17 protein-coding genes are annotated in these 22,690 nt (G+C 65.4%); 6 read left to right on the top strand and 11 right to left on the bottom strand.

Annotation, left to right across the window (positions count from 1 at the left end; all coding sequences use genetic code 11):
- The first annotated feature begins 145 nt into the window (after positions 1–145).
- On the top strand, positions 146–817 hold the full coding sequence (locus FKZ61_RS10635; protein WP_211358512.1) for a hypothetical protein: 672 nt from the start codon (positions 146–148) through the stop codon (positions 815–817).
- Positions 818–1,007: 190 nt separating this feature from the next.
- Here the strand turns inward: FKZ61_RS10635 and FKZ61_RS10630 are convergent, their stop codons facing one another.
- The 6 genes from FKZ61_RS10630 to hisZ all read right to left on the bottom strand — a co-directional run bounded on the left by FKZ61_RS10630 (position 1,008) and on the right by hisZ (position 7,120).
- Complete coding sequence (locus tag FKZ61_RS10630; protein ID WP_141610095.1) at positions 1,008–2,669, bottom strand: SH3 domain-containing protein; 1,662 nt, start codon at positions 2,667–2,669, stop codon at positions 1,008–1,010.
- Between the two features lie 479 nt (positions 2,670–3,148).
- On the bottom strand, positions 3,149–3,310 hold the full coding sequence (gene rpmG, locus FKZ61_RS10625; RefSeq protein WP_141610094.1) for a 50S ribosomal protein L33: 162 nt from the start codon (positions 3,308–3,310) through the stop codon (positions 3,149–3,151).
- A gap of 216 nt (positions 3,311–3,526) precedes the next feature.
- A complete protein-coding gene (gene mtnP / locus FKZ61_RS10620; RefSeq protein ID WP_141610093.1) occupies positions 3,527–4,417 on the bottom strand; it encodes an S-methyl-5'-thioadenosine phosphorylase in 891 nt (296 codons plus the stop codon).
- Between the two features lie 68 nt (positions 4,418–4,485).
- The gene (locus FKZ61_RS10615) at positions 4,486–5,034 is read right to left on the bottom strand and encodes a dTDP-4-dehydrorhamnose 3,5-epimerase family protein (protein WP_141610092.1); all 549 of its coding nucleotides are present in this window, start codon (positions 5,032–5,034) and stop codon (positions 4,486–4,488) included.
- An 86-nt stretch (positions 5,035–5,120) separates the two neighbouring features.
- Positions 5,121–5,783: an ATP phosphoribosyltransferase gene (hisG, locus tag FKZ61_RS10610; protein WP_141610091.1), complete on the bottom strand. Its 663-nt coding sequence runs from the start codon at positions 5,781–5,783 to the stop codon at positions 5,121–5,123.
- Positions 5,780–7,120, bottom strand: coding sequence for an ATP phosphoribosyltransferase regulatory subunit (gene hisZ / locus FKZ61_RS10605; RefSeq protein ID WP_141610090.1), 1,341 nt, complete (start codon positions 7,118–7,120; stop codon positions 5,780–5,782). The genes hisG and hisZ overlap by 4 nt, the downstream gene beginning before the upstream one ends.
- A gap of 294 nt (positions 7,121–7,414) precedes the next feature.
- Here hisZ and FKZ61_RS10600 point away from each other — a divergent pair, with 294 nt between their 5' ends.
- On the top strand, positions 7,415–8,101 hold the full coding sequence (locus FKZ61_RS10600; RefSeq protein WP_141610089.1) for an SOS response-associated peptidase: 687 nt from the start codon (positions 7,415–7,417) through the stop codon (positions 8,099–8,101).
- Positions 8,102–8,276: 175 nt separating this feature from the next.
- Complete coding sequence (locus FKZ61_RS10595; RefSeq protein ID WP_141610088.1) at positions 8,277–9,644, top strand: tetratricopeptide repeat protein; 1,368 nt, start codon at positions 8,277–8,279, stop codon at positions 9,642–9,644.
- Between the two features lie 81 nt (positions 9,645–9,725).
- Here the strand turns inward: FKZ61_RS10595 and FKZ61_RS10590 are convergent, their stop codons facing one another.
- From FKZ61_RS10590 to FKZ61_RS10570, 5 genes are all read right to left on the bottom strand, one after another.
- Positions 9,726–10,655, bottom strand: coding sequence for a carbohydrate ABC transporter permease (locus FKZ61_RS10590; protein ID WP_141610087.1), 930 nt, complete (start codon positions 10,653–10,655; stop codon positions 9,726–9,728).
- 15 nt (positions 10,656–10,670) lie between these two features.
- Entirely contained in the window at positions 10,671–11,591 is a 921-nt protein-coding gene (locus FKZ61_RS10585; RefSeq protein ID WP_141610086.1) for a carbohydrate ABC transporter permease, read from the bottom strand.
- A 122-nt stretch (positions 11,592–11,713) separates the two neighbouring features.
- Positions 11,714–13,090, bottom strand: a complete 1,377-nt coding sequence (locus FKZ61_RS10580; RefSeq protein WP_170199555.1) for an extracellular solute-binding protein — start codon at positions 13,088–13,090, stop codon at positions 11,714–11,716.
- Between the two features lie 65 nt (positions 13,091–13,155).
- Positions 13,156–14,562, bottom strand: a complete 1,407-nt coding sequence (locus tag FKZ61_RS10575) for an L-fucose/L-arabinose isomerase family protein (RefSeq protein WP_141610084.1) — start codon at positions 14,560–14,562, stop codon at positions 13,156–13,158.
- The gene (locus FKZ61_RS10570; RefSeq protein ID WP_141610083.1) at positions 14,559–15,788 is read right to left on the bottom strand and encodes an ROK family protein; all 1,230 of its coding nucleotides are present in this window, start codon (positions 15,786–15,788) and stop codon (positions 14,559–14,561) included. Before FKZ61_RS10570 ends, FKZ61_RS10575 begins: the two co-directional genes overlap by 4 nt.
- A 522-nt stretch (positions 15,789–16,310) precedes the next feature.
- Here FKZ61_RS10570 and FKZ61_RS10565 point away from each other — a divergent pair.
- Genes FKZ61_RS10565 through FKZ61_RS10555 form a run of 3 tightly spaced genes read left to right on the top strand, consistent with a single transcriptional unit; the run spans position 16,311 to position 22,653 of the window.
- Positions 16,311–17,762, top strand: coding sequence for an SUMF1/EgtB/PvdO family nonheme iron enzyme (locus FKZ61_RS10565; RefSeq protein WP_141610082.1), 1,452 nt, complete (start codon positions 16,311–16,313; stop codon positions 17,760–17,762).
- A gap of 4 nt (positions 17,763–17,766) precedes the next feature.
- Positions 17,767–19,446: an SH3 domain-containing protein gene (locus FKZ61_RS10560; RefSeq protein ID WP_141610081.1), complete on the top strand. Its 1,680-nt coding sequence runs from the start codon at positions 17,767–17,769 to the stop codon at positions 19,444–19,446.
- Positions 19,447–19,497: 51 nt separating this feature from the next.
- Positions 19,498–22,653 carry an nSTAND1 domain-containing NTPase gene (locus FKZ61_RS10555; RefSeq protein ID WP_141610080.1) on the top strand — a complete coding sequence of 1,052 codons (3,156 nt, stop codon included), beginning with the start codon at positions 19,498–19,500 and terminating at the stop codon, positions 22,651–22,653.
- Positions 22,654–22,690 lie beyond the last annotated feature (37 nt).

Raw genomic sequence — 22,690 nt, 5'->3', positions numbered from 1 at the left:
ATCTGTACATGGGCGTGATGTGGTGATTGTGCGAACGGCCGACATGGATGGCTTGCGACAATTGGCGTGGTGGATAGGTGAGTTGCCCCGGGTAGGGCGCTCCCTGCGCGGGTGGCGGATGCTTCCCCTGGGGTGTTTGGCCCTTTTGATGCTGGCAGGGTGTGGCGCCGGACGGAACGAGCCGCCTACCCGCACACCCTTCCCCACCTTTACGCCCACGCCCATCCTGGCTGCCGGCGCCAATCCACCGGCCCAGGCCCAGCAGCCGGTCCAGCCGCCGGCCCAGGCCGCGCAGCCGACCCTCCCTCCCACGCCGACGTCGACGCCGGTGCCGCCCACGGCCACGCCTGTGCCCACCGCCACGCCTACTGCAACCCCCACGCCGCCGCCCACGGCCACACCTACGCCCACGGTCCCGCCGACGCCCACGCCGACACCGGACTATCCCTTCCTGCTGGAGTCGGCCGAGAAGTTCCCCACCGAATCCCTGGCCCCCAACGTGGTTCGGGTCTACGCCTACATCTATTCACCGGCCGAGCTGGCCCTGGCCGGCTATACCCTCCGGGTGACCCACAACGGAGCTCAACTGCCGGTGGACCAGGTTTCCACGGGCGGTCTGCCCGGGCAGACCCGCCCAGAGCCCAGCGCCTATACCCGCTTTACCAATTTGAACGTGATCTTCGTGGAATCCCAGGCCGGGACCTGGGAGGTTCAGCTGCTGGATGAAAACGGGGCCGCGGTCGGTCCGGTGGCCTCATTTCAGCTTACGGCCGACGAGATCACCCGAGAGCTGTACGTGCGCTATCGCCGGAAGTAGGCGAACAGTACAAATTATCTGTGGCTCCACATTCAGCCCTTCCCGGTGGTTGGCCAGATGCGGCGGCGTCCCGTCTGGATCGGCATCGGAGGATGCCGACTCCCCGGCGAAGGGAGCGACGCCAATCAAAAAGCGGGGGCAATTCTATTTGCCCCCGCTTTTGTTCTGGTGGGCGCCTGGCCCACACGCCCTACTGCCAGTGCAGGTTCCAGCGGCCCGAGCCGTCCGGGTCTGGTTCGAAACGCAACCAGAGGGTCTGGGAGGCGTCGGCGTCGATCTCCAGTTCGGCATTGCCGGAGAGGCCATTCCACGGGCTACTGGCGGTGAAGGCAATCTTACCCGGGAAGACCACGATGGTCATGCTCTCGCCGGGCTGGAGGTCGTATTCGCTGGGGCCCTCTTCAGGGCGGTACTGTTGGTCCAGGGTGAAGCGCATCTGATGTTGAAAGGCGTTGTTCACCACCAACACCGCCAACCCTTCGGGAATCGTAGGGCCGGTCTGGGCCTGGCCGTTTTCCTCCGTGGTTCCGTTGCCGCTTTCTGACGGCGCCGCCGGTGCAGCCGGCGTTCCATTGTTGTTCTCGGTGTTGTTTCCGGTGGCGACAGGCACCGGTGTCGGCGTGGGCGCCAGGCGGCCGTCTGTGATTTCCGCGATGGGCAGGGTGCCAATGTCGCCATCACAGAGGATGTAGCTGGGCTCTGCCGTCACCCAGCCACCGGGCGCCACCCGCTGGTCCACGGCCAGCCATTCTCCTGCTGTATCCCGGCCCACAACCAGTACGGTACCCGGATTGTCATCCGTGGCCCGGACCTTGGCGATGATCTGGTATTGCAGGCCGGGGCCGGTGCGTACGTTCAACACGGGCACCTGCAGGCGGCAGAGGATCTCCTGCGGACCTGCCACCTGCTGGCCATCCTGGGCAACTACAGGGCGGAGATCGGCCGTCAAGATCTGGCTGCCCGGCAGGCCACCGACCGTTTCAACGGCCTCAATGGCGTAATAGACCCCTGGCTCCAGGGTCTTCGGCGACCACTCACAGGCCTGTTGGCCGTTCAGGATGACACAGTGTCGCACGTAGAGGATGGCAGGCGCCCCCTCCACCACACTGAACTCCTGGACGTAAGACGGCGGCAGTTCGAAGACTTCGTTCTTGAAGACCACCGCTTCCGGCTGCCCGGTCCGGTTTTGGACCCACACCTGATTGGCCGGTGGGTTGTTGGCCGCCTGGAGGACGAGGGTGACGCCCAGGCCGGCCGGCGCTTTGTTGACCACCTCGTAGAAGCCGTCCCGCTGCACCACGTAGGGGTCCCAGAAGCAGCCTGCCTGGGTTTCAGGCGTGTTGGCATCACAGTTGTAGAGGCTTAACACGGCTGTTACCCGTGGCAGGTTGAGCCCCAGGGAGCGTTCCGGCGCCACGGTATAGGTCTCCCCCTCCACGAAAAATTTGATGGTGGCCGTGCTGCGGTTGGCGATGATGGTGCCCGCCAGCGGCCCTTCCTGCAGGGCGTCGCTGGTGGGCCCGACAGGTGTGGGGGTCGCCAGGGGCGAAGGGGCCGTGATAGCCTGGCTGGCCGTGACAGAAGCGGTGAGGGTGAGGGAGGCCTGGGGAGTGACCAGGGGGGAAATGGGTGCGGTCGCGGTGAGCGTGGCCGTTGGGGTGACGGGCTCGGTGGCCTGGGCAGAGAGGATGGCTGCTGCCGCCGGCAGGATGACGCCCAGGAGTTCCCTGTGGTTGTCCCCCGGCCTGAAGGTCACCTGTTGGGTTGTGGCGTGGGCCGGCTGGACGGAATAGACCAGGGCCGGCAGACTAAAACACAAAGTCAATGTTGCCAATAGAACCAATCTACGCATGAATCTCTTCCTGGCACTTGCCCGAAAGCGTTTAACCGGACACATCTTACCCGATTTTGGCCATCTGTACTAACACAAATGCCCTACACCTCAAGTACGGTCTGGCTACGTCTATCCGATCGTGGCTCTTTGTTGACGCCCCAGACGGGCTTTCGGTTCCAGGGCCCGACACGTTGCGCCCCGGGTGTGTCTCCCTTTGCTGGGCTGACCGGCGGCCTTCTCGCTTCACGGCTGCGGACCCCAACAGGAATTCCAACCCAAAAGAAAAGCGCAGGGCTGGACCGCTGCGCCTGGGGTTGTTTCAACTGTCTCAACGATGAACCGCAGCCTGTGGACCCTGTCCAAAGCGCCATTCACCCCAGAGATCACAGGCGAATTGGCCGCGCCCTGTGTTCTCTGGGGTGAAGCAAATACCCGAACGGTCAAATGTCAACAGAGCCCGCTTCACGGGCGGCGACAACCGCCTGCGACGGATCCGCTTACTTGGTTTCCCGGTAGATCACGTGCTTGCGGACGATGGGATCGTACTTCCGCAGCTCCAGCCGGTTGGGATCGTTGCGGCGGTTCTTCTCCGTCAGGTACATGTGATCGCTTTCCGTGCTGCGCATCTTAACCAGCACGCGTGGTCCCTTTTTCGCCATGGCACTCTCTCCTTAACATGTGGCGACATGTAGCATCCATGCAGCCATTTTACGTCCAATTTTGACGCCATTATAGGCCAAGGGGCTGCTTTGGGCAAATATTGGGGCCTGTCGCCATCTGGCGTCAAAACCGCGCCGGGCCGGTGGATACCCCGCTCCACAAAATGGACGGGCTTCAGGGGCAATCGGCCGATTCTCGCCGGAATTGCCGACGGGCTATTTGCCGCTGAAATATTTGCCGATGATGGGTTCCAGGCGCTGGACAACCTCAGGAGGCACCAGGCTCCGGTCGGTGATGATGGCGTCCTGCAGCGCGTTGGCCTGGGGCGACGGGCCGGCGTCGGCCAGACGGCGGATGGCGTTGGCTACGGCCTGTTTGGCCACCTCCGCGTTGTGGAGAAGGGTGCGCACCACGGCTTCCACCGTGACCGGCTCCTCGGTCTCGTGCCAGACGTCGTAGTCGGTGACGTGGGCCATGACCGAGTAGCTCATCTCCGCTTCCCGGGCCAGTTGGGCCTCCGGCGTGGTGGTCATGCCGATGATGTCCATGCCCCAGCTGCGGAAGACCCGGCTTTCGGCTTTGGTGCTGAAGCGGGGGCCTTCGATGGTCACAAAGTTGCCGCCCAGGTGCACCGGGTTGCCCGTTTCCCGGGCCGCCTCATAGCAGATCTGATTCAGGAAGGGGCAGAAGGGCTCGGCCAGGCTGATGTGGACCACCAGGCCGTCGGTGCCCACGGTGGGGTCGTCGAAAAAGCTGAGGGCGCGGCCGGTGGTGCGGTCGAAGAGCTGATCCGGGATGACGATGTGGCCCGGTGCGTACTGTTCCTGCAGGCTACCACAGGCGCTGACGCCGATGAGGTACTCTACCCCCAGCAGTTTGAAGCCGTAGATGTTGGCCCGCTGGTTGAGGCGGGATGGGCTGATGCGATGCCCCCGGCCGTGGCGGGCCAGGAAGGCCACCCGTTGGCCGTGGAGGGTCCCCACCACGTAGCGATCCGAGGGAGGGCCAAAGGGGGTCTCCAACTGGATCTCCTCCACATCCTGGAGGGCTTCCATCTGGTAGACGCCGCTGCCGCCGATGACGCCGAAACGAATTTTCTCGCTCACCTTCTCACCACTCCTTGCTTACCACTGCTTGGGCTGGATAACTGAAGCTGCCGTGGGCGTACGCCCGGTCAATGGGTCCAGACGGGCAAGGCCTGCCTGGGAATGTCGGCCAGAAGGGGGTTTTGCCGATCCCGGGGGGAGAGGAGCGGCTCTTGGACGCCCCAGGGGATGCCCAGGGTTGGGTCGTTCCAGGCCACCCCCTTCTCGTCCTGGCCGTCGTAGTAATTGTCCACCACGTAGGTCAGGGTGGCGGGGGAGAGGGTCAGGAAGCCGTGGGCCACGCCCGTGGGAATGAAAATGCCCATCGGTCTGGCTGCATCCACCTCCACGGTCTCCACCGCGCCGAAGGTGGGCGAACCCACCCGCAGGTCCGCCAGGCCCACCCGAATGTGGCCCTGGGTCACGTGCCAGTAGTCCACCTGGCGGTGGTGGTAGTGGAGCCCCCGCAGCACGCCCGCCTCGCTGTCGCTGCGGTTGCATTGGACGATCTCCCAGCTCCGTTCGGGGAACCACTCCTTGCGGAAGGTCTCCATAAAGCGTCCCCGTTCGTCGCTGAAGGCCCGCAGCCGGACGAACTTGACGCCGGCGATTTGGGCGGATTCCACTATCTCCACCATTGCGATTTTCTCTCCTGCTCCAGATTGTGTTGACTGGCTATGTCGGCAGGTCTGGTACAGGCTGGCGTGAGTGCACGCACCATGCCCTACGCACCCTCTGATTGCTGGGTGATGGCCTGGCGCAACGCCTGAATGAGGGGTTGCACGGCCGGGGCCTTGAGGCGGTAGGCCGCCCGGTTGGCAATGAGCACCGCCTGGCTTTCCATGATGGTACGGATCTCCACCAGGCCGTTGGCCCGCAGGGTATTGCCGGTGGAGACCAGGTCCACGATGAGGTCGGCCAGGCCCACCAGCGGCCCCAACTCCACCGAGCCGTTGAGTTTGATGATCTCGGCGTTGACCCCCCGGGAGCGAAAGAACTCGGTGGTGAGGCGGGGGAAGCTGGTGGCAACCCGGGGCTGGCTGGCGTAGCGCAGGGGCCAGTCCGGCCGGTCGGCCGGGCCGGCCAGGCTCAGGCGGCAGTAGTCAAAGGGCAACAGAAGTGGCTCATAGACGTTGCGGCCGCTTTCCCGCAAAACATCCAGGCCGCAGATGCCCAGGTCCGCCGCGCCATATTCCACATAGGTGGGCACGTCCGACGGCTTGGCCATGATGTAGCGCAGCCGGCCATCCGGGCTTTCCACAATCAGCTTGCGCCCGTTGTCCTGATCCGGCGTCCAAAAGCCGGCACGACGCAACAGTCCCAGCGCGTTGGGCAGCATGCGGCCTTTGGGCAGGGCAAACATCAGGGTGTGGGTTTCCTGGCTCATGAGGTTCCCCTGGGGTGAGCGGCCGGCTGCTCCAGGAGCGCCTGGCCCCGCTGAAAGGATTCCTCTGCCGGCCAGAAGGCGGGCTGGCCGGTGGCGTCCCCGGCTGTCTCACGGACATGAAAGCCGCTTCCTGTCCAGGTCAGTACCCGGGGGATACCCAACCTGCGGGCGTACATGGTTAGGGCCTCTTCCCCTCGGCCGTTCACGTCCACGGCCACCCGAAGTCCCGCCTCCCGCCACTGCTGCACAATGGCCAGCGCCCCACGGTCGCCGCCGGTGGCCACCAGGAGGTCGGGCGGGATGGGGCGGGTGGGGGAGGAGACGCTTTGACGCTCCTGGAGACGGCGGGCCAACAACAGGCGATCCAGGCCAATGGCGACGCCAACCGCCGGCTGGGGATGGCCGTAGGCGCCCACCAGATTGTCGTAGCGCCCGCCGCTGGCCAGGGGGAAGCCCAGTTGGGGGGCAAGCACTTCGAAGGTGATGCCCGTGTAGTAGCCCAGGTTGTGGATCTCCGTCAGGTCCAGGTAGAGCCGGCTGCCTACGCCGTAGGCGTCCAGGGCCTGGCTGATGGCCCGCAGGTTGTCCAGCGCGGCGGCCATGGCGCGGTTGAGGCAATAGCGACCGGCCCGCTCCAGGACCTGGGCCACGTCGGCGCCGCTGAGCTCGGCCAGGGCCAGGACGCTGGCCTGTTGTTCCGGCGGCAGGGGCGTCTGCTCGAGAAAGTCGTTGAGCTCGGCGGCGCTGTTGCGGTCGATGGCCTGTTGCAGGGCCTGTTCCTGGGCTGGCGTCAGACCCAGAGCCTCCAGCAACCCCCGGAAATACTGGATCTGGCCCACCACCAGGCGAAAGTCGGTCAGGCCGGCTGCCTCCAGCCCGTGGGCGGTGAGGGCCAGCACTTCGGCATCGGCCTCGGGCGTGTTGGCCCCGACGAGCTCCACCCCGGCCTGGAAGAATTCCCGCTGCCGCCCGGCCTGGGGGTCGGTGTAGCGGAAGACGCTGCCCGCATAGCAGAAGCGCTGGGGCATGGGCCAGTCGTGGAGGCGGGCACCCACCAGCCGGGCCACGGGGATGGTCATGTCTGGCCGCAGGGCCAGGGTGTGGCCGTCCCGGTCCAGAAAACGATACATTTCCTGCTGGAGCCGGGGGCTGGCGCCGATGTTGAGGGTGTCTGCATACTCGAACATGGGGGGGATGACGTCGCCGTATCCCCAGCGGCGGAAAAGTGCCAATAGCTGGCCTTCCAACTGGCGCCGTTGATATGCTTCTTCCCAAAAGTAGTCGGCCACACCCTGGGGAATGCGGGCATCGCCGGGTGAGATGGTCAAAACGGTCATGGACTTTCAGGTTGATTGGTCCCGGTTTAAACGTTCGAGCGTTGTCCTGGGTCGACGGGACAACGCCTGTTGGGTCAATCCTGGCCACAGTGCCAGGATATTTACGCCAGACTCAGGACTCCGGACTTCGGACTTCGGACTGGCGCATTTACGCCAGGGCTAAGTATAACACAGACGGTCGCGGGGAGGGGAAAAATCGCCAGGCAGCCAGGTAGTAAGCGAGTGCACGAACATAGTCCCGCGGTCATCTTGAAGCACTGGACGTGCTGCCAATCGTGGTGCTATAATGACGCCATGTGCGGACGATTCACGCTGTTCTCATCGCCGGAGCGGCTGGCCGAGCTTTTTGACCTGGCGGAGCCGCCGCAGCTGGCTCCACGCTATAATATTGCGCCCACCCAGCCGGTGGCCATTGTGCGCGCCGACGCCCGGACCCAGACCCGGGAGTGGGCGCTGGTTCAGTGGGGCCTGGTCCCTTCGTGGGCCAAAGACCCGAGCATGGGCAGCCGCCTGATCAACGCCCGGGCCGAAACGGTGGCCGAGAAACCTTCCTTTCGGGCCGCGTTCAAGCGCCGCCGCTGTCTGATCCCGGCCGATGGCTTCTACGAGTGGCAGCGCACCAGCAAGGGCAAGCAGCCCTACTTCGTCCACCTGCGGGACGGCTCTCCCTTTGCCATGGCTGGCCTGTGGGAATTCTGGACGGGCCCGGATGGTTCGGCCCTGGAATCCTGCACCATCCTCACCACCGAGGCCAACGAGTTGATGGCTCCCCTCCACAACCGCATGCCGGTGATCGTGGCGCCCGAGGATTACCAGAACTGGCTCACCATCGACCTGGATCGGGAACGGGAGCGGGCTTCCCTTCTGCACCACCTACTTCGTCCATTTCCGGCCGAGGCCATGGAAGCATACCCGGTCAGCACCTACGTAAACAGCCCCCGTAACGAAGGCGCTGACTGCATTGCCCCCCTGGTCTGTTAACTTTTCACATCCCAAACACCCGAGTCTATCAGCCGGACACGAACGGAGATCTCCCTAAAGCCGCCGGACGGTCGGGCATCCCCTTCGTGATGCACTGATAGGATCATGCCCTCATTCATCCCGCTCAAGGTATACGATCCTTGAGGCAACCACCCCATGGAGAAAGGGGAGTGCCATGGCTGCCCTGCGTGAAGTTTTCGACGTTACCCTGTTGGCCACCCTGGGCCTCATCTTCTTCGGTACGTTGGTGGGTGCCTATCTGCGCTCCAGGCGCTGCGATCCCTGTCTCAAATCCTTTGAGAGCTTCCACGTCACCCTGGAACGGGTCAACGGCAAGATTATCTGGGGGGTAATGGAGCTGGAGCCCACCGGGCTGGAACTGCGCTATCGCAACCTGGTGCAGGACGCCAACCATGTGGAGTCCAGCTATATCCTCTACGGCGAGGAATATGGCGAGATCCAGGCCATCTTCCGTTACGTGGATGATCTGGCGGAGGAGAGCCGGGCCCGTCGCCAGCGGGACCTGGAGCGCTCTTTTCATCCCGGTCCGCTGCGGCGCCTGGGGCGGGGTGTACGCCACTTCTTCAACATCGCCGGGGAGTCCCTGAGCGAGATGATCGGCGTGCTGGTGGGCCGGCTGCGCAAGCCGGCCGGCCGTTACATCACCGAGACCGGGGAGGCCCACCTCAAGAGCCTGGGCAGCGAGGTGATCGGCCAGGTGGGCCACGTCCACGATCCCCTGCTGGAACGCTACATCGGCCAGAAGGTGGTGGTGGAGCTGCTGGAAGACGACGAAGTGCACGAGCACGTGGGGATCTTCAAGAACTACTCGGCGGATTTTCTGGAATTTTTGGATGTCCAGTTTCCCCAGCGCCAGGCCCTCCCCCTGGGCAGCGACCTGCGGGCCGATACGCCCTGGGTCTCCGCGACCCGGAAAGGGAACCTGATCCAGGTGGTCAACCACACGGGCCAACCTGTACTGCTTCAGTCTCTGGCGCTGATTAACGAAGGCGAGGAAGATGAGGAGGATCTGCTGAACGTGGTGGTGGATGCCGGCGAGACGCTGGAGCTCCATCCCTCCCGGGACTTTGCCCAGGCGAATCTCTACCTGCGGGTCGTCCGGGAGCTGGACATGATTGTGCCCCGCCACCGGGCCCGGATTCGCCATCGGGCCGAGTGTCAGGAGCCCAGCATCCTGCCTGAAATCATCTTTGACCTGGGCGTCATCCTGCGGCGAAACTCCCGGCTGGACCATCAGGAAACCCGGTTGCGGGCCGAGCTGGCCGAGAATCCGGCGTCGGCCCTGGCCGCCTCCAACCTGGGGGCCATCCTGGCTCAGAAGCAGCAGTTTGCCGAGGCGCGCCAGTGGCTGGAAAAGGCCTATGCCATGCGCTACTCTCTGCCCGACAATGGCCGTCGGACCTACATGCTGCTCAACGAGGTGCGGCGCCGCCAGGCCAAAGTGAACAGCGCCACAATTCCGCTGGCGGCCCACTCCACGTCTACCCACCAGGGTCATTCTGTTTCTGTGGATGGTCACTGACCGCCCCCTTTGGATCCACAGATTCACACAGATCTCCTCCAGTCCTCGCTGTGTTGTCTGTAAAATCTTTGGATCCAATCATCAGCGGCCGCCGAAGCCGGTCATGGCAATACCCTGGACGAAGTAGCGCTGGGCCACCAGAAAGATCAGGACCATGGGGATGACCATGATGGTGCTGGCAGCGAAGACCACCTCCCAGTTCTGCACGTAGGCGTCGTTGTAGGCGGCCAGGCCCAGGGGCATGGTCCAAAGGGACCGGGAACGGATGTAGATGAGGGGGTTCAAATAGTCGTTGTAGTGCTGAAGGGTGGCGAAGACGGCCACAGTGGCCACCACCGGCTTGGAGAGGGGCAACAGGATCTGGAAGAGGATCCGCCACCGGCTGGCGCCATCGATGGCCGCGGCATCCTCCAGCTCCATGGGGATGCCCCGCAAGAACTGGTGGATCAGGAAAACGTAGATGGCCGTCACCCCTGTCCAGTAGGGGACGATCAGGGGCAGGAAGGTGTTCAGCCAGTTGGACTGCCCCTGGAAGCCAAAGGCAGGCAGCGTCCGAAAGAGGACGAAACGGGGCACCAGGGTGACCACATCCGGCAGCATCATGGTGGCGATGAGCAGGGAAAACCAGAAGCGACGTCCAGGCCATTCCATACGGGCGAAGGAGTAGGCCACCATGATGGAGGAGATGACCGTTCCCAGCACGGCGAAGATGACCACGATCACCGTGTTTTTGATGAAGGTGCCCATGGGCTGCAGTTCGAACACCTTCGCGTAGTTGTGCCACTGGGGCGTCTGGGGCAGCCACTGGATGGGATGGGTGAAGATCTCGGTGGAGGCCTTCAGCGAGGAGCTGACCATCCAGAGGGTGGGCACCAGAAAGCTGATCACCAGGACGGTCATCAAGATCTGCAGGAAGCCCAGCCACAGCCCCTGGAAGAGCCGGTTGCGGCTCAAGGTGCGGGCCCGGCTTTCCTGAAGCGATTTGGCGTGTATGTCCACATGCGTCTGCATGGCTGCCTCCCAGGCTCAACCCTCGTAATAGACCCAACGGCGGGACAGGTAGAACTGGGCGATGGTGAAGCCCACCACGATGATGAAGAACTCCCACGCCAGGGCCGACGCGTAGCCCATGTTGAAGTTCACGAAGCCCTGGCGGTAGATGTACAATACCGCGAACAGGGTGGCATTTTCCGGCCCCCCCTGGGTCATGATCATGGCGGGGATGAAGGTCTGGAACGAGTTGATGATGGCGATGACCATGTTGTAGAAGATCAGGGGCGTCATCAACGGGATGGTCACATGCCAGAGGCGCCGGAACGTCCCCGCGCCGTCCAGGTTGGCCGCCTCCAGCAGCGACTCTGGGATGTTGCCCAGGCCGGCAATGAAGATGACCATCTGGCGGCCGATCATCCAGAAGGACATGAAGATGAAGGCTGGTTTGGCCAGCTCCGGCCGGAAGAGCCAGGCCTGGGGCGGGATACCCACCCAGCCCAACACCTCGTTGAGGATGCCAAATTCCGGGTGAAAGACCCGCTGCCAGACCACGGCGCTGGCCACCAGGGGCACGATGATGGGCAGGTAGAAGCCTGCCCGATAGAAATCCCGGAAGCGCAACTTCTGGGTCAGCGCCAGCGCCAGGGAAAAGGAGATGAGGAGCTGGAACGGCACGGCGAAGACGGTGTAGTAGGCGCTGTTGTAGAGGCTGAGCCGCGCCTTGGGATCCTCAAACAGGCGGACGATGTTCTTCAGGCCGGTAAAACGGGGGGGCGAAAGCAGATCCCAGTCCATAAAGGCCAGATAGACCGAATAGAGCATGGGATAGGCGATGAACAAGAGAAACCCCACAATGAAGGGCGCGGCGAACAGATAACCGTCCAGCCACTCCTGTAACCGACGCCGGGATGGGCTCCGCCGCCCCCCAGGCAGGGCAGGTGTCACGGTGGCCATGGCTCTTCTCCCTCAGGCAAGCATCCAGAAAACCCGGGGCGGAGGAACGGCAGACCACCCGCCCCCGCCCCTTCTACTGTCTACTGTCTACTGTCTACTGTCTACCGACTACCGACTACTGTCTACTGATTCGCCCAATATTCATCCAACAGCGCCTGCACCCCGGCATTCACCACCGGCAGCACCTCCGCTGCGGTGGCACTGTTGTTGTTGAGCCGGTCCCAGCCGTCGGGCTTGACCACCTCGTTCCACATCTGGGTGCGGGAGACGCCGCCGATCACGTCCACTTCAGAGCGCTTGATGGCTTCCAGGAAGGCTTTGCCGTTCTGAACCTGGAAGCGTTCGGCGATGGTGGGGATCCAGAAGTTCTCGATCAAATCCAGGTTGTTGGGGATGCGCCCGGTGATGGTGGCGTAGAGCTTGTTGCCCTCTTCACCACCCATGTAGCTGACAAAGCCCCAGGCCTCGCCCACGAGATCGGTGCGGGGAATGGCCACCCCCTCGGACCAGCCCCGGTGGGGCCGCTCCGGGTCCTGCTGCTTGGGCATCATGACCACATCGAAGACAATCTCTTTGCCCTCTTCCCGCAGGGCTGGGCTGTTGAGTTGGGTGAAGAACCAGGCCCCTTCGTACTTCATGGCCACGTTGCCGGTCTGGATGGTGTTGGCACCGGTGTCGGTGTCCGCCGGCAGGGGGGCCACGCCCATCTTGTAGATCACGTCCTGGGCCACGATCTGGATCACGTCGATGATCTCCGGCTGGTCGAACATGGCCGTGTGAGGATCCACCAGCTCGTCAAACTCCTGCTTGCCGGTGCCTCGAATCCAGTGGATATCCCGGGGCCAGATGCCGTTGGCCTGGTAGCCGTAGCGCTTCTTGTCGCCGGAGGTATCAGTGATGGCCTCCGCCTTGGCCAGGAAGTCCTCGAAGGTCCAGTCGTCCGTGGGCAGGTCCACCCCGGCCTCCTCGAACAGAGCCGGCACGTAGAACATGACCATGGTCGCCACCTGCAGGGGCATCAGGTAGATCTGGCCATTGCGGCGAGTGGAGACCTCCAGACTGCGGATGCCCTCGGGGTAGGGCGCGGTCAGGCCGCTGTCCTGCACGTACTCGTCCAGCGGGGCCAGCAGCCCCCGGTCCGCATAGGGTTGCCACTCCCAGCCCTGGAACGAAGCCACATGGGGCGGCGTGCCGCCGGCGAAGAGGGTCTGGAGCTTGGCGTAGTAGTCGGCGCCCGGGGTGGGGGAGACATTCAGGGTGACGTTGGGGTGCATCTCCATGTAGTTCTGGGCCAGCTGTTCCCAGGCCGGGATGTCCGTCTGATCGCCCCAGGCGAAGAAGTCCAGGGTGATGGCGGCGGCACCCGGCGCGGCCCCTCCCTCGGCACTCTCGGTGCCCGGCGCCGCGGTCGGCGCAGCACAGGCGGCCAGCCAGAGGCCGGTCGCGCCCAGCCCTACGCTGCGCAGAAATGCCCGTCGCGAAAGTCGATTGTCCTGCATGGTGTTCCTCCTGTCTTTGGTGAATGGACTTGGCATGAATTGGCCTGGCCAAACTTGCCTCAAACTCACATATCGAACTTCTTCACCGGACCATCGGGCGGCAGAAACTCCCGGGGCGTGGCCGTCAGATCCATCATGGGCAGCCCCATCAGGCGGGCCCAGGCAGCCAGCGCGGGGCGATGCTCCCCGTAGACCAGACAGAGGTGATGCTCTAACCCCTGGCCCAGCACCCTGTCCAACACCTCCCGAGCCGGCCGGTCGAAGCGGATGACGCCGCTGGTGCCGCTGAAGCTGGGCGCGGCAGACAACATCTCTCCGCCGCCTACCACCAGCCGGTAGCCCTGGCCGGGCAGGTGGTGCAATCGAGCCAGGGTGACCCGCCCCGGCTTCAGGGCAAACTGGAAGAGCAGGGGCAGCCCCCGGTTGCTGTGGACCGTGCCCTGGATGCCCTGGGCCGGATCGGCCATGGACGGGGGCGCCAGCCCACAGTGCCAGAGCACGGCGCTGTCGTCGTCCACGTCCACATCCACCAGGTCGGCGATGAAGGGGCGCTCCCCGCTGATGGCCTGGAGGAGCACCAGGGTCAGGGTGCCGTGGACGTCGGCCTCGCAGCTACAGGGTACGGCCTCTTCGGTCAGGGCGCTCATGGCGCCGCAGGCTGCGCAGCCCAGCTCGGTAAAAAACTCGGGCCAGCAGCGCACAGCCAGCCCATCCAGGTGCCGGGCCGTGGCCAGCTCCCGCAGGGCGGCGTACACCCCGGCCGTGCCGGCGGTCGCCCGGGCGTCCAGCTCGTCCAGGTTGGGGGCCCAGCGGGCCAGATGGGCCAGGGCTTCCTGCCGCTGGGCCGGGGGAACCTGGGCCGCGGCCTGCAGGACCTGCGCCAGCGGGATGGGGACCACCTGGCTCCCCAGGGTCCGGGCCAGCTCCGCCTGGTCGTAGGCACAGGTGTCAAAGCCGGGGGGATGCTGGCCCAGGAGCCCGATACGGCATTCGGCCAGGATCCGGCGGGCGTAGCCGGCCCGGGCCAGGCTATCGACCTTGGCCAGGGCGGCTTCATCCCCGGCCGGGTAAAACAGGTAGTCGTACGGGATGCCCTGCCGGGCCAGGGCGTGGGCGGCCAGGTTGACGCCGCACAGGCTGTTCAGCCGCAGCCGGCCGCCCGTGCGGGCCTCGGGGACAGCCCAGAGCAGGAGGGGAATGCCCTGGGCATGCATGGCACGGGCGATGGACTGGGCCATGGCGCTGTCGGCGAAGGAGGCCTGGAGCAGAACAGCCAGGTCGCAGGGTTCCTCTGGCCAGTCGGCGAGGGCCGCTTCCACCGCGGCTGCATCCATCACCAGGCGGGCGCCCGGGCCGATCACCCGGTAGCCGGCTACGGTCAACTGGTTCAGGGCCGTCTGGGCGATCTCCTGGGCCAGGCCCACATCGAAGGTGGGGCGAGCCAGGGCGAAGAAGGCGATGGTGTGGGTCATGGCTGGGCTTGTCTCTTTCGCGTGTGGCGGGCCGGCACACTCCCGTAGAAAAAGGCGTTCAGGGCCAGGGTTGCCGCGCCCACCGGGCCGCTGTCCACGCCGAAGGTGGCCGGGCGCAGTTCGGCCTGGGCGCCGATGCCGTGGAAGGAGCGCTGGCGCAGCACCTGTTCCACCACCGGCTGAATCAGGTCGTAGCCTTCGTGTAGCAGGCCACCCAGCAGGATCAGTTCGGGGTTGAGGGCGTTGACCAGGTTGGCCAGGGCGATGCCCAGATATTCGGCCCGCTCCGCCAGCATCTGGCGGAGGGGGAGATGGCCGGTCCGGGCGGCGGCAAAGATGGCCGCCAGGGGATCGGCCTGCCCCTGGACCACCGCCGGCGCCAATTGCTGGGACTGGGCCACCAGGGCCCGCTCGGAAATCAGGGTCTCCAGGCAGCCCCGGTTGCCGCAGCGGCAGAGCTCCCCGCCGTGGGGCAGCACGGTCCAGTGGCCGATTTCGCCGGCTGCGTGCCAGGCCCCCCGGTAGATGCGGCCGTCCACCACCAGGCCGGCGCCCACGCCCATGCGGGCGTAGATGAAGGCCAGCACCCGTTTCCCCTGTCCCGCGCCGAAGAGGGATTCCGCCAGGGCCATGCAGCGCACGTTATTCTCCACCGCCACGGGAAGCCCCAGCCGCTGGCCCAGGATGGCGGCGATGGGCACATGGTGCCATTCCAGGGCAGGCGCCCACACGTTGACGCCGCTCTCGGCTTCCACCAGGCCAGAGGCCCCAACGCCCACCCCCACGATCCGCTCCGAAGGCAGGGTAATTCCATGATGGGCCAGCAACTCCTGGGCCGCATCGGCCAGCGCCGCGAGTATTCCTTCGGGCGATTCACCCTGGGGGTGGGGGATGACCCGCTGATCGACCAGTTCTGCTTCCAGGGTGCTCAGGGCCACCACTGCCCGGCGGACGCCCAGGTGGATGCCCAGGGCTAAGCGACTTTTTGGCACCAGGACCAGAGCCTGGGGGGGGCGGCCGGCGCCTTCGGTGGCCGCTTCCTGGTCTGTGCCGGCCGGCGCCAGGATGCCCGCCCGCAGGAGCGGGGCCGTCAGGTGGGTCACCGTGGTGGAGGAGAGCCCCGTGCAGCGGGCCAGGCGCACCCGGGAGATGGGCTGGTGGCGGAGCAGGGTGAGCAGCAGCCTGCGCTGGTTTTCTGCTTTGATGTGGGTGGCATGTTTGACCATATGCCCTCGATGAAACGCAGTGAATGAAACGGATCGGACGAAATGCGCCGGGGGCGACCCAAGGGATTGGAACACACCAAGCAAAATATGGCGGATGGACAGCAGGGATCAGGGCCGAAGGCGCCGCCACGTCCAGGGGGTGGGTATCCTGGCTGTGGCGTGAAATTAATTTGGGCATGAAAATAATCTGGGTGGCTGCTAGTATAGCGGAGTCTGGGCCGGATGTCAATAGGGATTTGGCAGCAAAATTTCTCGAATCGTTGACATTGCCCCGGTTTTCCTGTACTCTGAGGGCATCCCGGTAAAGACGGGTCGCCTCCTCTGACTTTGCCACATCCACTGCTCCTGTGACCTGTTGTTTGATCTGTATCTGTCTGCTCTGCTTCTGACCTCACTTTCCTCCACATCTTCGGCCTTTCCAGATATTCCTGGGCTGTCGGTGAGGACGTCCTCCAGTTCCGGAGGGCACGCCTTTTTTGCAGCACATGTTCCTGGCTCCTGGCCAGTAAGGAGAAAGGCCCCATGAATCGAGATGTGTGGCACCACCTTGGGTGGGCGGCCATGGCGATGGCCCTTGGCCTGGTGGTGGCCGCGTGCGTGGCTACCACCCCGGCAGGCCTCCCCTCCCAGGGTGGCTCCTTGCTGATGCCCAATGCCAATCTGACTGCGCTGGCCGTCACGGTGGACCGGCTGCGGGGCGATGTGCGCCACGGGCTGGTCCAGGATGAGTCCGTCGACGTCCAGCCGGGCGACCGCATCGCCGTGCTGGAACAGGGGCGGGGCCTTTTGCGCTTCCCCGATCGCCTGGTGGTGGAGCTCTTTCGGGACACCCAGATAGACATGGCCGACGTGCGGCTGGAGGCGGCCGGCTTCATCTTCGTGCGTATGCGCCAGGCCTTTGGCCACACCCGCGCAGAGCTGACGGGCCAGGCCAACGCCCGGCTGATCCTGACCACAGACTATGCCACCATCACCGCCATTGAAGATGGCACCGAGTTTGTGACCTGCCACGCGCCCGAACTGACCTGTATGGTGACCCTGGCAGGGGCCACCGAGGTGCGGGCCCAGGGGGAGGTGGTGACCGTGCGGGCCGGCGAGGCCACCTACATCTTCCCAGATCAGCCCCCCCAGCCCCCAACCTGCGCCGACCTGAGTCAGGTCCGCCGGTGGATGGATGCCAAGCGGGGAAGCGCGCCCATCGATCCCCTGGGCGCGCTGGTCATCTCCTGGGGGCCTGATCTGCCCTGTGGAGAAGAGGCGCCGCCGGCCCCGGTGGCCGAAGCGACGGCCGTGTCCACGCCGACTGAAACAGCGCTCCCTTTGCCGGCAGCCGAGGGCATGGTGTCCATCCCGCCCGGCGAATATGTAGTGGGCGCGCCCAGGGCGGATGATTACCATGTGGCGGCCATGAGGGTGAGCCTGCCCGCCTTCTGGCTGGATCAGTTCGAGGTGACCCATGAGCAGTACGCGGCCTATCTGGCCGCCACAGGCCACACGCCACCCCTGGCCTGGCCCGATGGTACCGTGCCGCCAGGCCGGGATCGCCACCCGGTCCAGGGGGTCACCTGGGAGGAGGCTGCAAGGTACTGTGCCTGGGCGTTGAAACGCCTGCCCACCGAAGCTGAATGGGAGGTGGCTGCCCGGGGACCCGGAGAGGCCCCCGCCCTGTACCCATGGGGGGCGGATCCGCTGGCGGGGGGGCAGGTGAATGCCCTTTCCCCCGTGGAAAGCTACCCGGTGGGCAGCGTCACCTTCAACCGTAGCCCCTTCGATGTCTATGACCAGGCCGGCAATGTCTGGGAATGGGTGGATTCCCCCTATGCGCCGGTGCTGACGGGGCACAGGTTACTGCGGGGTGGACGGTATGGCCTCCAGCGAGATATGGCCTATCGCCAACAGGTGGCCCCCGATGATGACCGTTTTCGATCCGTAGCCGGTTTCCGCTGTGCGGCAGACCGGGTTGAAGGAGAATAGAGAAATGGCAACACTTTTGGGGGTGCCAGCGGCACCGTCGTGGACGATGGGCCGCTGGGTGGTACAACTGGTGCTGGTCTGTGGGCTGTGGGGCCTTGGGGGCTGTACGGCGGCTGTGCCTCCTGCCACGCCCCCGCTCCCGGCGACTCCTGCGCCCGCGACCGCGGAAGCTCTGCCCCCGCCTGCGCCAGCCGCGATGGAGATGCCTGCCCCGTCCGCTTCCGGCGAGGTGTTGTTCCAGGACGACTTCACCAATGTGCAGAGCGGCTGGCCGAATGCCCAGGTCTTTGACAACTACTTCATCGGCTACCACGAGCCGGCTTACTATCACGTGGAGGTGCGCACCGCCCATGACCGGGTGGTGGTCCCCTGGCCCGCGGGCACATTTGAGGATGTGGCAGTGGAGGCGGCCGTTTTTGTGGATCCGGCCAACACCGCGGCGGAAGGAAACTTCCGCTATGGGCTGGCCCTGCGGCGCACCGGCGAGCAGTACTATGGCTTTTTGGTCGCTCCCCGCAGTCAGCACTGGTACGTTGTGAAGAGTTCGACTTCCGGATTGACCCTGCTGGCCGACGGCAGCCACGAATCGATACAGGGGCAGGAGGCCAGCCCGGATCATCTCCGGGTGGAGACCCAGGGCCCACTCCTGCGCTTCATGGTCAACGGCCATCCCGTGGCAGAAGTGCAGGACGAAGGGTACACGGCCGGCTCCATCGGCTTCCTGGTCCAGACCGAGGATGCCATCCGGGTCCACGTCCACCATGACTGGGTGGCTGTCTATCCGCTCGCTCCACCGGTGAACCATGCCGCCCAACAGTACCACGATGATTTCACGGATCCGTTGAGTGGCTGGCCGGGTACGCTGGTTTTCGACAACTACTTCATCGGTTACCATGAGCCAGAGTACTATCACGTGGAGGTGCGCACTGCCCACGACCGGGCCCTGGTGTCCTGGCCCGGCGGCGCCCTGGTGGACGCTACCGTTGAAGTCGCCCTTTTCCCCGACGCTGCCAACACCGCGGTGGAGGGAGACTTTCGCTACGGGCTGGCCTTGCGGCGTACGGGAGACCAGTACTACGGCTTTATGATCTCACCCCGAACCCAGCGCTGGTTCATCTTCAAGAGCACGCCGGCCCGCCTGAACCTGTTGGCTGAGGGGCGCGATGACTCCATCCAAGGGGAAGAGTCCGCTCCCGACCAGCTGCGGGTGGATGCTCGGGGGGCGAACATGCTCTTTACCCTGAACGGCCAGCCTGTGGGGGAGATCATGGATGACGCGTACGACAGCGGTGTTCTTGCCCTGGTGGTCCAGACCCTGGATAGCCCCCGGGTTCACGTCCACTACGACATGATCCAGGTAGGGCCGGTCGATCCCGCCGTCCACTTCGCCATTGACGACGCCACCTGCACCGTGGATGTGGCCGGCTTGAACCTCCGCAGCGGGCCCGGCATTGACTACGATCCCCCCATGACCTCCCTGACCGGGGGGACCCTGTTGGAGCCCCTGGCCCGCAGCGATCAGCAGGTCATGACCGCCCAGCGGCGCATCGGCACTGTCACCTGGATCCAGGTTCGTGTCCGGGAGACGGGCCAGATCGGCTGGGTCAGCGGCGCTGCAGGCTACGTTTCGTGCACCATCCCCCTGAACCTGTTGCCGGAAGCGACCGCTCCGGCCACGCCGTAGATGATCTCCTCCGTGCGGCGGATGCCGGGCATTGGATGTTGAGGGCCACCCATGCTGGTTATTCCCGAAGCCCTGCTGGAACAGATTGAACGGGGCAATGTCCTGCTCTTCGTGGGGGAGCGGTTTGCCCGCAACCAGGACGGGCGCGCACTGGTGGATCGGCTGGAAGATCACCTGGTCGCCCGCTGCCAGCTATCGCCCGACGAGGATTATACCTTTCCCGAGGCGGCCCAGGCCTACCAGGATCAGTTTGGGCGACAGGCCCTGATCCAGTTTCTGCGGGAACAGGTGGAACTCACCGGTGCCCAACCCCAAAAGGCCCACGACCTCATTGCCCGGCTGGGCAGCCTCAAGGTCATTGCCACCACCTGCGTCGACCGGCGCCTGGAGCGGGCCTTCGAGGCTGCGGGGCGCTCCCTGGACGTCATCGTCAGCAGCGCGGACGTGGCCCTGGAAGAGGGGGAGAAGACCCAGCTTTACAAGCTGCGGGGGACGCTGGAACAGGTGCAGTCCCTGGTGCTCACCGAAGATGACTACGAAGATTTCTTTCTGGATCAGGACAGTGTCTCGGTGGTGCTGGAAGGCTACCTGGCCCGCAAAACCATCGTCTTCGTGGGATATGACCTGGCCGATCCCGAGTTCAAACGGCTCTTCAGCAAGGTCACCGGTGCGTTGGACCTCTTCGCGCGCAGGGCCTACGCCTTCGGCGGCGAGCCCTCCCCCCGGGTCTTACGCTGGTGCAAGCGTCACGGCGTTGAGGTGATCGACGTCCGGGCTACGGCTTTCCTGGAGACGCTCATGGCCCAACTGGCCAGCCGCAGCCGTCCCTCGTCCACGCCGGCACCCCTGGCCGGCGACCCAACACCCATGCCCCTGCCCACCCGTCCCTACAAACATCTGTCCGCCTACGAGGCGGAGGATGCCCCCATCTTCTTCGGCCGAGAGCAGGAAACCGCGGCCCTCCTTTCCCTCATCCATGCCCATCGCCTGGTTCTCTTCTACGGCCCTTCGGGGGCCGGCAAGACGTCCCTGCTCCAGGCCGGCGTGCTGCCTCGCCTGGCCCAGGCCGATCCGCCCTACGTGGCGGTGATGGTCCGTGCCCTGGAGGAGCCCGAGACGGCCATTCGTCAGGCCCTGGCCCGCCTGCGGCCCGACGCGGATCTGCCCCCAGGCTCGCTGGTGGACTGCCTGGCGGCGGCCACCCGGGATCTGCCCGGCACCCTGGTCCTGGTGCTGGATCAGTTCGAGGAGTTCTTCCTGCGCTTCAGCGCCACCGCCCGGGCCCGCTTTATCGCCCAGATGGGACGCCTTTTCGATGCCCGGGATGTGCCGGTGAAGGTGGTCTTCAGCCTGCGGGAGGAGTGGCTGGCCGCCATGGGCGAGTTCGACGACCGGCTGCCGGAGATCTTTCGAACCAAGATGCGGCTGCTTCCCCTGACCCGGAGCCAGGCCCGCCAGGCCATCCAAGAGCCGGCCCGGCGCTTGGGTATTCGCTACGCCGCCGACCTGGTGGAAGATCTGTTGGACGAGTTGGTGGCCGGGAGCACGGAGGGCCCCGCCGGGAGCGAAGACAGCACGGTCATGCCGCCCCAGCTTCAACTGGTCTGCGATGGCCTGTACGCCCGGGCTGCTGCCGACGGCCGCGAGGAGATCACCCCGGCGGACTTTGCCGCCCTGGGCGGCGCCCAAGGGATCCTGGCCCGCTATGTGGATACCTCGCTGGCCGAGTTTTCCGCGCCGGAGCGAGAGATCGCCCGGCATCTCCTCCTGGCACTGGTGACCTCTCAGGGAACCCGAACGGCGGTCCGGCGGGAGCTCCTGACCCATGGCGTGTCGGAATGGGCCGGGAGCCAGGCTGTGGAGCGGATCCTCGACCGGCTGGTCCGGCAACGTCTGGTGCGAGGCGTGGGGGATGGCGACAGGTACGAATTGACCCACGATGTGCTGGCGGCCACTGTAGCCAGCTGGGTCGATGAGCAGGACCGGCAGTTGAAGCGGGCTCGGGAGCTGCTGCAGCAGGAGCTGGCCGACTGGCAGCAGGATCCCGAGCTGCTGCTGGGCGAAAGCAAATTTCAGCGGCTGGACCAGGTGCGCGACCGGCTGGATCTCCACGGTCCGGCGGCGGCGTTGCTGGCCCGGGCGGCCATCCGCTACGACCAGGAGCCCGATTACTGGTTGGCCCGGGTGGGCGACGAAGGAGCGCAGGAAACCCTGTTGTTGTCCCTGCTTGAGCATGAAGCGCCCGAAGCCCGGGTGGCCGCGGCCAGACTGCTGGCTGGCGTTGCCGGGCCGTCCACAGCCGGGGCCCTGGTGACCCGCATCCTGGAGGATGGCTGTCAGCCTGTCCGGGATCAGGCGGCCCGAAGCCTGGCCCGGCTAGAGGCGCCAGATGCGGTGGACAGGCTGGCAGCAGCCCTGGATGAGGCGCTGCCCGAGACTCAGGCTCGGGTCAGGCGAGGCCTGGCCCAAATCCTCCACCTGGATCCGTCTCTGCTCATGGGGCTGGATCGCAGGCGGCGACGGGGGGTGGCCTGGACGCTGGCTCACATGCGCCTGGCTGCCAATCTGCCCTGGCTGCGCCAGGTGGTCGCTGTGGGGGCGGGAGCCGGCGGGCTGGCCTTCGGCCTGGGCCTGACCCCGCCCCTTGTCCTACACGCCGCGGGGACCTTGTATACCCCTGGGGCTGCTGGCCCCGTTGCGTCCGTGTTGGACGCGCTCTTCATCGGCCCCATGGTGGCGCTCATGGGGCTGGTGGCCGGGGCCCTGTTGGCAGCGGGCATTGGGGTGGGCCGGCTGCTCTGGCCAGAACCGGGCCGTCTGTTGCCCCGTCTGGTCCTGGGCGGGCTGGCGGGCGGCGTGGGCACCGGCCTGGTCCTGGCACCCCTGGTGACGGTGGATGCCGATGGCCCGGTGGCGGCCCTGTTATCCAGTTTGGGCGCCGGACTGTTTGGCGTGCTCTTGGCCTGGGGAGTCGTTGCCGGCCTGGCTGTGGCGCGCTGGCCGGTGCTGGCATGGGCGGCCGCCGCTCTGGGGGGGGGAGTCGGCCTCGTTTTGATGGGGCTATCGGGTTTTGCCCCCTTTGGGACCGGGCCGGCTGCGGCCGTGCCGCCCTGGCTGATTCCCACCTCCGGTGCCTTGACTGGCCTTCTGTTGGCCGCGGGGCTTCAGTGGGCCCTGGCCCGTCGGTCGCCGCAAGCGGGGGTATGATGCCCACCGCCATCCCTTCCCAGGCTGGAACAGGCCT

It is taken from the genome of Litorilinea aerophila, from assembly GCF_006569185.2.
In the GTDB taxonomy this organism is placed as follows: Bacteria; Chloroflexota; Anaerolineae; order Caldilineales; family Caldilineaceae; genus Litorilinea; species Litorilinea aerophila.
The sequence above is the reverse complement of the archived record's forward strand: the minus strand, read 5'-3'. Positions and strand labels throughout refer to the sequence as shown.